Below are 9,784 nucleotides of genomic sequence, written 5' to 3'. Positions count from 1 at the left end.
CCCCCAACCCCCCCCGCAATTTGTTATTTTTTAAAATTTTGATTGATTATAATAAATAAAAAAATAAAATAAAAATATTATACAAAAACGCCAGTTTTTGTGCCGAGGAGAAACGTAGTTTCGGGCTGGCAAGCCGTATATTACAATTTAAACCGACCAATCTCTAATTCCACTATATATTAATATTATAATTATATAGAAGAATTAGAAAATGGTCGGTTTGATAATATCAGTTAAGAAAGGAAGGAATCAATTATGGAAAATAAAAAAGAATATTACATCATTGAGAATAGATATTTAGCAGAAGCATTGGCTTTTCTGAAATTCAGATACTATAAATTTACAGGAGATAAAGGATTTACAGTATATGGATTTAAAGACACAAAGAAATTCAGAAATGCTATGAATGGTTTATTTGACTTAAGAAAAGAAATATGTAATAATTAAATATAACCGACCAAGTTTCTAATTCCACTATATTATTTATATTACTTAAAACAATATAGGAGAATTGGAAAGATGGTCGGTTACGAAAAATGAAAAAATACTAGAAAGAAGGTTATCAAATATGAAAGGTATCAAATTAAATAAAATAAAATTAAACTTTAAATATAAAAACTTAAAAGAATTATCCGAGGTTACAGGACTATTATATAAAGATAGTACAAATTCAAGAAAGAAAATAATTAAGGAATTAGAATGCTATTTAAAACTAGAGAAAGATGGAAGAGGTTATATTATTACAGAAATATATGATATACCAAAAGAAAAAGTTGATAAAAGAAAAGGGAATAGTGGTAAGAATGAAAATAGTCATAAACATTCTACAACTTCATATGAAGAATTAGAATATATATTATTAGATTATATATCTAAATCTAAAGATACAATTTATATAAGTAATAATATATTAGCATCACAAATTTTAACTAATAATAATTATTATTTTGCAATGAAAAATGAGAAGTATTTTAACATCTATTTAAAGAAAAATGAAAGATTATCTAATAATACAATTACAAAAGATTTATTTGAAAATATTAATATAAGTTGTAAAGGAATTATTCAAACTTGCTTAAAAAATTTAAATAAAAAATATAAATTAAAATACAATTACAATTATATATTAATAGAACGTGTAGAAGATTTAGAAGGAAATATAATAGATAATACAAGAATGGCAACAGAAGAAGAAATAGAAACAATTAATATTACAACAAAAAATTATATAGAAAATTTTAATAAGAAACATGAGAAAAATATTAAAAATTTAAATGATGTAAATTATTTAACAGAAGAATTATATGGAAAATTTTATAATAAATTAAATATAGAGGTGTTTGAAGCACTACATCAACACGATGGTACAGAAATAAAAATGTATTTTAAAGGTTATATAATTAAAAAATTAGATAATATTGATAAAATTTTAGAAGGTGTAAATATTAAACAAATTAAAGAAAAATTAAATAAAAAATTTATTAAAAATCTAACTAATAATATTAAAAGACAAATAAATAGAAAGAAAAAAATGATAGATGGATATGTAGATGATAAAATTGAAAAAGGTGATGTTTGGGGAATTACAGACGATTATGATAGAGAAAAAATAGCAAAAAATAAATTTAATTATAGGGATATACTTATGTCTAAAGATAAATATAAAAATGAATACATTGATATATTAAATTTTATTTTAGATATAAATAGAAAAGATATAACACTAGAAATAAGAAATAAAATGAAGAATAAATAATTTGAACAAGGTATTGAATTTCCCTTGTTTTTATTTTTTTAAAAAGGATTGATATATATGGAAACTTTAATAATAGAAATAGCAAAAATTTTATTAGGTGCGGTATTTACATATAAATTTTAACGTTCTTTTATTTTATTATAAAATAAGAAAGGAGAATATTATAAATGGCTATAGATTTAAAGAAAATATTAAAAACTAATGCAAAGAAAAAAGAATTTTTTGTAAAATGGTTTGTAGATGGAGATAAAACTAAAGAGGATTATAATAAAAATTGTAAAAAGAATAGTGAAGTAGAATATAATACTGCTATGGAAAAATGGCTTTTAGAAGAAGATGTTCAAGAAGCAATCAAAATATACATGAAAAAGCAGAGAAATATTAAAATGTTAGAAATTTACGATAGTATGTACAATAAAGCGTTGAGCGGTGATGTGAAAAGTGCGGAATGGGTAGAGAAATTTTATAAATCAGATTTCTTTGGTGATGATAGTGACGAAATAGACGATTTTTTAACAGGTATTAATATTCCTTCACTTGGTGGTGGTAAAAATGGGAATAAGTAAAGAAAATGCTATGAAATTAAAGTGGTTATGGCAAGATGAAAATAAAATTGAATGGATAGAAAGTTTTATTAAGATAGTAAATAAAGAAGGTAAGAAAGTACCTTTTATACTTACACAAGAACAGAAAACATTTGTTAAAGGATTAGAAGCGGAGAATATAGTATTAAAGAGTAGGCAACTAGGATTAAGTGTTGTTAGTATTGCACTTGCTATTCGTCAATGTATTGTATATCCAAATAGTTGTTGTTTGTTAGTATCACATGACCAAAAATCATGTAATGCGGTATTTGATAAGTTAAAACAACAATTTAATAGTTTACCTAAGTGGCTTAAACCAGATACAATTGCTAATAATAGGCAAGAGATTAAAATGGTAAATGGAAGTAAAATAACTTGTGTATGTGCGGGAAATAAAGAGTTATCAAGAGGTGATACTTTACAATTTGTGCATTTAAGTGAGTTTGCATTTTGGAAAAATCCTGAAAAACATTTAAACAGTATTACACAAGCAATAGGAACAGGAGCAACATTGATAATTGAAAGTACGGCTAATGGTGTTAATCTATTTCATGATTTATATTTTAAATCTAAAAATAAGGAAAATAGCTTTAAACCATATTTCTTTAATTGGATTGATGGGGGAAGTTTATTTAAAGAAAAATATAAAGAAGCGGTTAAAAAATATAAATCTATTAATGGTAAAAATTTATCTGAAAATGATTTAGACGAAGAAGAAAAAGAATTGTTAAAATTAGGTGCTAGTATGGAGCAATTGACATGGAGAAGAATGACAATAAGTAAAACATCACTAGAACAATTTCATCAAGAATACCCTTCTACAGACACGGAAGCATTTATAATAAGTGGTAATAGTGTATTTGATAATAAGAAAGTAAGTCAAGCGTTAACAAATATTAAAAATAATAAAATAAAATACATAGATAAGAAAAATATTATTGATTTACCAAGTTTATTAAAACAGGAATATGGTAAATCTTTTTTTATGTGGAAATTACCTAAGATGGGTGAAAAATATTATATCGGAGCGGATTTAAGCGAAGGAGTTGGACAAGATTTTTCTGTAATCGAAGTATTAAATTCAGATGGGGAACAGGTAGCAGAATTTTATAATAATAAGATTAAACCGTACAGAATGGCGGAAATAATAGATGCTATTGGTAGATATTATAATAAAGCATTAATTTGTGTGGAAAAAGCAAGTGGTGGACATTCTACAATTGCAAGATTGAGATATGAATTTAAGTATATGAATATGGTTAAATATAAAAGTTATGATGAATTTAACAGAATGGTTTGGAATGTGGGATTTGATACAAATTCTAAAACTAAATCGCTTATTATTAATGATTTTATTGAACTATTTGAAAAAAGATTAATGGTAATAAATAGCGAAAGATTATTACAAGAAATGCAAGTATTTGTATCAGATAATGGAAAAATGGGAGCAGTATCTGGTTCACACGACGATACAGTTATGGCTACAGCTCTTGCAATAGTGGCTATGAAACAAAAGTATCACTATAAATGTTAGGGTGTCGTTTGAATCGTCATGTTGTTAAATTAAATTTCGTAAATACGAATTTCGATAGGTGGGTGAAGGACTTCACTTTAAAAAAGAAAGGAATGATAAATCATATGAATATAAATGAATATATTGAAAAAAATTATAATGGGAAAAATGATTGGTTTTCCCAAGAAGTTGAGAAAGGATACCATTTACAAAGAATAAGTAATGTAGTAAATTATAAAAATTATTTAGGTGGACAACATAAAGTGCTACAAAGAGAAGATATAAAATATAAGGAACAGGAATACATAACTAGAAAAATAGTTATTCAAGAAGCAAAAACAATATTGAATTTTCATAGTACATATTTACTAGGTAAACCAGTTAGTTTAGTTGGAAGTGAAAACATGGTAAAGGAAATAGAAAAGATATATAGACGTGGAGAATATAACGATATAGATTATAGGATTTTAGATAAGATGTCAAAGTTCGGTGATGCGTACGAATATATTTATGTAGATAATAAAGTAATTAAAAGTAAAATAATTGATAGCGCTTACGGTTATCCAGTATATTCAGAAAGTGGTAATTATATTGCTTTTATAGAGCATTGGATAACAAATAATATTTATTATTACAATGTTTATTATACAGATAGGGTACAAGAGTGGAATAATGAAGGTGGGGAACTACAACTTATAAATGAGTATAAGAATATTACTGGATTACCTATTCATTATCATTCACTATCAGATGAAGATGATAATTTTGGAGTTAGTATATTAAAAGATATAAGACCAATTTTAGACGAAATAGAAGATTTATTAAGTAAAATGGGAGATAGTATATATACTTTATCACTTAATCCACTTTTAACTACAATAGGACAAGAGATTGAGGGGACTATATCGGCTGATGCGTGTGGTTATAATATTAGTTTAGAAGCGGGTAGTGATATGAAATATGTAAGTGCTAATATGGATTATTCTACTATTAAATTATATTTAGATACTTTAGCACAGAAATTAAATATTGTTGCACATATGCCTTCAATTGTGAGTGGTAATACGAATGTGGCAAATGTATCAGAAGTTAGTTTAAAGTTGTTGTATCAGCTGGCTGATGTAATGGCTATGCTCAGCGAAAAGTGTATAACTAGAGGATTAAATAAAAGATTTAATATATTTAAGAAGATACTAGAGCTACAAGGTATTGAATTTCAAGATGAAGATTATGTAAGTGTAGCTTTTAATTATTCAAGACCAATGAATATGAGTGAACTATTGGATAACTTACGTAAACAGTTTGATATGAACGCTATTAGTAAGAGAAGTATAATAGAGAAAAGTCCTTTAACAACTGATGTTGCACAGGAGCTATTTAGATTAGATGAAGAAGGTAGTAATAGTAGCGAAAAAGTTGTAGACACAGAAGCGGATAATAAAGGGGATAGAAATTAGGTGTCCTAAGTTAAACTTATGTTTAAAATTCGCTATCCTTTTAAAGGGGTAGCGAGTAGGTTAAATGTATTAAATAGGGTAGCAGGGTATATGGTTATTACGTGGCTAAAATGTATAAAATATAGGGCTTTGACAGAGTTGTAAATTAAGGGTATGGAGGTATATATTTTAGTGATTTTTTTAGTGGTTAATTAAAGTGGAGTAATATGGTATAGTATTCATTACTAAAATTCGCCCTGTTATGTTATAATAAATGTAAAACAATTAATAAATAACATAATTGAAAAATAATATAGAAATAATTATAATAAAATTAGACAGTACTATTCAAGTACTGTCTAAAATAAAATAATTATAATAGTTTAATGATGTATAACTTTAATATGCTAAAGTGATTGAAGTATAAATAATATTATAATTTGCATAAATATAAAAAAATATAAATATATATGCAAGTATGAATAAAATGTAAATCATGTATATATGCACTAATATACATAGAAAAATGTATAAATATAACGTATAAACCTAAATGAGAATGGCTAAATAAATAAACAAAAAAGCGAATATAGCGTAAGTGTAGATATACCAACGGTTTGAACGTATTTTAAAGGTATATTGTAACTACAAGTAAATATTTATTTAGCGAATATAACTTTTCAATTGATAATACATTATCAATTAGTGAAAATATTATAATTTGTATAAATGTATAAAAAAATATTACAATTATACCACGTTACCCCTTTACAAAAATAATTTTTACTACTAACCACTTTTTCCCCCACAGAAAAAATACACTTTATTAAAAGGTATATAAAAAAGATATAAAAAATAAGGACTAGAATATATCTAATCCTTAATAAATTCAAGTATATCTTTTATATTACATTCTAAAGCAATACATATTTTATTAATAGTTTCAAGTTTAATTTGTTTACTCTCATTATTATATATTTTTCCTAATGTATTATTATCTATTCCAGTTTCTTTAGATAACCAATATCTTGTTTTACCTTTTTTATTTAGTATTTTATCTAATGTAAAAATAATAATTATAATCACCTCCTACTTATATTATAATCACAAGTATTATAGTTTAGATTATATACTTTAGATTATAATATTGACAAGTATTATAGTTATAACTATAATATAATTATATAAAAAAACAAGGGGGATTATAAAATGAAAAAATTAATAAACTTTGGACTAGAAAATGGTACTTATGGATTAGGCACAGAAGAAGAAATACAAGAAATGTGTAAAGATTGGAATACAAGAGTATATCGAAAAGAATTAGCAACATATAAAGAAGTAGAAGATTATATATGTTTGGGTGGAGAGATTCCAGAAAATCAATTTTTAGAAGTTAAAAATGGTTATGTAATTATAAATTCCGATACGGATGAATTAGATTTTTACAGTAAAAAAATAGTATGCACACAAATGTTAGAATGTATTTTAGAAACATATATATAAAAATAAAAATACTTTAAAGGTTTGGACATTTGCCCATTCCTTTTTTTTATATAAAAAATTTATAACTAAGACGATTTAACCGACCAAGTCAAATTAAAATTTAAAAATATAGGAGGTCTTTATATATGGGAACAATAAAATATAGTAAAATAGTTACATCTAACGGAGAATTACAATTTTCAAAGGATACTGAAGTTCATGAAAAAGAATTTGATAATATGGAGTATTTAAAAATTTATGATGTAATAGGACACTTTAAGGTTTATATTAATAATTCTAAAGATTATGTATATCTAAAAACTGATTCTATTTTAGAATTACAAGATTTTCAAATTAATTCTATTAAAATTGAAGCAGTAGACCTTGTTGGAATAAACTCTTTACAATATTATTTATGTAAGTAATTCATTCCACACTTTTGTGGATTATAAATTATATAGTAATAATTGTTTACTTTTTTATTAATTGATTACTGATTGGCTTATTTCTTATTACTTATTGCGATTTTACTTTCGCATAGTATCAATACTTACAGAAGATAAAAGTGCGACTATAAAAGTTTTCAATCTACTAGTTATTCGCCTACTTATTCGCACAGTTAATCGCATTATTGTATTTTACAATTAGGTTAATATTTTAAAAAGTAGTAACATAAGTTATCGCCAGTTGGCGATTTTTTTAATTTAAGGAGATGATAGGAGGTGTAATTACATATGGAAGGTGAATTATTAAAAATGGCTTGTAGTCAGGGTTTGGGATACGCTTTATTTGTATTCTTATTAATATATACACTAAAAACTACAGGAGATAGAGAAACTAAATATCAGACACTTTTAGATAAACTTACAGAAAAATTTAATGTTATTGAAGATGTAAGAGAAGATGTAAAAGAAATAAAATCCAAAATTAAATAAGATAGGAGTTGATAACATGACAATCTTAGAAAGATTTAAATTAGAATTATCTAATAAAGAATATTATTCTGATGATGAATATAAAGTATTTTTACAGGAGAATGAGTTAAATGCTACAGATACATATGATAAAAAAACTATGCAAAGGAATTTATTATTAAGTATTGTAAATGTACTTGAAACGTTATGCAATGACACCGATTTAATGAGAAAAATTGATGCTAAAGATATTCAATCTACTACAGAAGCGGTTAAATGGCTAAGAATGAGAATTGAAGATATAAAACAAAAAATATCTACTATTCCAAATGATGAAGAAGAAGAAGAATATTCTAATATAAAATTATTATTTACTAGAAGAAGGTAACAGGTAACAGTTCAAACGTTAGCCGAAAGGAGTTGATATATTGAATAATCCAATTAAAAACGTATATAAAGATAATAAAAAAAGATTTGGTAAAAAAGTTAAAGTAACTAGAGCCGATAAAATTATAGAAACAACTGCTATAATTAAAGAATACAATAATATTCCTATTTCTAGTACAGATGATAAAAAAATATATTTTGATGTAGAAGATGCGATACAACAGGGCGATTTAATTCAATTTGAAAATAATACATATTTAATAATTTTACAGGAAGAAACTATCAATAATATATATATAAAATATATAATGCGAAGATGCGATAATAAAATAAAAATATATATAGATAATAAATTAGAAGAAGTACATTGTTGTATTAGTACATTTGTACAAGATGCAGAAGAAAATGCTAAAATTAAATTACCTTCGGGTAATATTAAAATTATTTGTCAAATGAATGATATTACAAGTAAAATAACATATGATAAAAGATTTTTAAAAATGCAAAATGCTTGGAAAGTAGTAGGATTTACAAGCGAAAACAAAGGAATAAAATATTTATATGCAGAAAAAGTTGCTATTGATAATGTTAACGATAATGTAGAAAGTGAAATAGCGGATTATTGGAAATATAACGTTAAACATAATTATTCTATAAATATTGTAGAAGATAATATATCTATTGAAGAAGGTAAAACAAAACAATTAATAGTAAATATTACAGATACAATAGATGGAAAAATAGAAAATGTAATAAATCCTACATTAATATATACATCAAATGATAAAAATATAGTTACTGTAGATTCTAAAGGATTAATTACAGGAGTTGCAGAAGGCAATACTACTATAAAAGTACAATTTAAAAATGTAGAAAAAATTATAAATGTAAAAGTAGTTAAGCCATTGCCAATAGTGGCAACTTATGAAATTAAAACTATTACACTTGATGGAGTAGAATTTACAGGAGATACAATAACAATAGATAATAATACTTCTAAAGTATTAAAAGTAACAGAAATAGAAAAGAAAACTACACAAGGAGATAATACAACTACAGAAATAATAGAAAATCCAATAGTGCATTATAGTTGTAATAATTCTAATATAAGTGTAGATAACAATATAGGAAAAATAACTGCTATAAATGCAGGTAGTACAATTTTAACAATATCATACGAAAATATTACTAAACAAATTAATATAAATGTTATAGAAGCGGTTAAATTAGAGATTACAGGTAAAAGTAGAATTCTTCTTGGAAGGACAAGTACATGGAATTCTAACATTCCAGTTGTTTGGAGCGTAGAAGATATAGGAAATAACGGAAAGGTAGTTAAGCAATGGGCTACTATTACAGATTTTACCGATACAACTTGTACTATTAAAATAACGGATGAATATATTTTCGATGATGCTTTAATTACAAAATTTAAAATTACTGCTGCTGCTAAAAATAATAATAATATAAAAGTAGATAAAGAAGTTGACATAATTACATATTAATATAGAATATAAATAATAGTTTTAAAAATAAAATAAAAAAGGTATTGAAGTTAATAATGGAAAATGTTATTATTGTATATATAAATAAGAATATTAAAGATTACGATATACATTTACAATTTTAAGATTAAAAATTAATTACAATCCTTTAAGTTACTATGTTTGTAACCTTATTGATGATGATGTTCAAAATGTTTGGCATAATGC

The 9,784-nt window shown here is 24.4% G+C and carries 11 protein-coding genes; 10 read left to right on the top strand and 1 reads right to left on the bottom strand.

The window, feature by feature from the left end; translation table 11 throughout:
- Window positions 1-255 precede the first annotated feature (255 nt).
- From CLOACE_RS09400 to CLOACE_RS09380, 5 genes are all read left to right on the top strand, one after another.
- Entirely contained in the window at window positions 256-447 is a 192-nt protein-coding gene (locus CLOACE_RS09400) for a hypothetical protein (protein WP_070110851.1), read from the top strand.
- 64 nt (window positions 448-511) lie between these two features.
- Window positions 512-1,756: a hypothetical protein gene (locus tag CLOACE_RS09395; protein WP_139141323.1), complete on the top strand. Its 1,245-nt coding sequence runs from the start codon at window positions 512-514 to the stop codon at window positions 1,754-1,756.
- Window positions 1,757-1,923: 167 nt separating this feature from the next.
- Window positions 1,924-2,322: a hypothetical protein gene (locus CLOACE_RS09390; RefSeq protein WP_070110849.1), complete on the top strand. Its 399-nt coding sequence runs from the start codon at window positions 1,924-1,926 to the stop codon at window positions 2,320-2,322.
- Window positions 2,309-3,874: a phage terminase large subunit family protein gene (locus CLOACE_RS09385; protein ID WP_070110848.1), complete on the top strand. Its 1,566-nt coding sequence runs from the start codon at window positions 2,309-2,311 to the stop codon at window positions 3,872-3,874. The genes CLOACE_RS09390 and CLOACE_RS09385 overlap by 14 nt, the downstream gene beginning before the upstream one ends.
- Before the next feature lie 104 nt (window positions 3,875-3,978).
- The gene (locus tag CLOACE_RS09380; RefSeq protein WP_070110855.1) at window positions 3,979-5,310 is read left to right on the top strand and encodes a phage portal protein; all 1,332 of its coding nucleotides are present in this window, start codon (window positions 3,979-3,981) and stop codon (window positions 5,308-5,310) included.
- An 852-nt stretch (window positions 5,311-6,162) separates the two neighbouring features.
- Here CLOACE_RS09380 and CLOACE_RS09375 read toward each other — a convergent pair.
- A complete protein-coding gene (locus tag CLOACE_RS09375) occupies window positions 6,163-6,375 on the bottom strand; it encodes a helix-turn-helix domain-containing protein (RefSeq protein WP_207644905.1) in 213 nt (70 codons plus the stop codon).
- 123 nt (window positions 6,376-6,498) lie between these two features.
- On the opposite strand from CLOACE_RS09375, the gene CLOACE_RS09370 reads away from it, so the two are divergent.
- From CLOACE_RS09370 to CLOACE_RS09350, 5 genes are all read left to right on the top strand, one after another.
- Entirely contained in the window at window positions 6,499-6,792 is a 294-nt protein-coding gene (locus tag CLOACE_RS09370) for a hypothetical protein (RefSeq protein ID WP_070110847.1), read from the top strand.
- A 125-nt stretch (window positions 6,793-6,917) separates the two neighbouring features.
- Window positions 6,918-7,196: a hypothetical protein gene (locus tag CLOACE_RS09365; RefSeq protein ID WP_070110846.1), complete on the top strand. Its 279-nt coding sequence runs from the start codon at window positions 6,918-6,920 to the stop codon at window positions 7,194-7,196.
- Window positions 7,197-7,505: 309 nt separating this feature from the next.
- Window positions 7,506-7,706: a BhlA/UviB family holin-like peptide gene (locus CLOACE_RS09360; protein ID WP_070110845.1), complete on the top strand. Its 201-nt coding sequence runs from the start codon at window positions 7,506-7,508 to the stop codon at window positions 7,704-7,706.
- 16 nt (window positions 7,707-7,722) lie between these two features.
- A complete protein-coding gene (locus tag CLOACE_RS09355) occupies window positions 7,723-8,073 on the top strand; it encodes a hypothetical protein (RefSeq protein WP_070110844.1) in 351 nt (116 codons plus the stop codon).
- Window positions 8,074-8,113: 40 nt separating this feature from the next.
- Window positions 8,114-9,577, top strand: coding sequence for an Ig-like domain-containing protein (locus CLOACE_RS09350; protein ID WP_070110843.1), 1,464 nt, complete (start codon window positions 8,114-8,116; stop codon window positions 9,575-9,577).
- Window positions 9,578-9,784: the final 207 nt, after the last annotated feature.

Origin of the sequence: Clostridium acetireducens DSM 10703 (genome assembly GCF_001758365.1) — a bacterium.
In the GTDB taxonomy this organism is placed as follows: Bacteria; Bacillota; Clostridia; order Clostridiales; family Clostridiaceae; genus Clostridium_C; species Clostridium_C acetireducens.
This window is presented reverse-complemented; position numbering and strand designations above follow the sequence as displayed.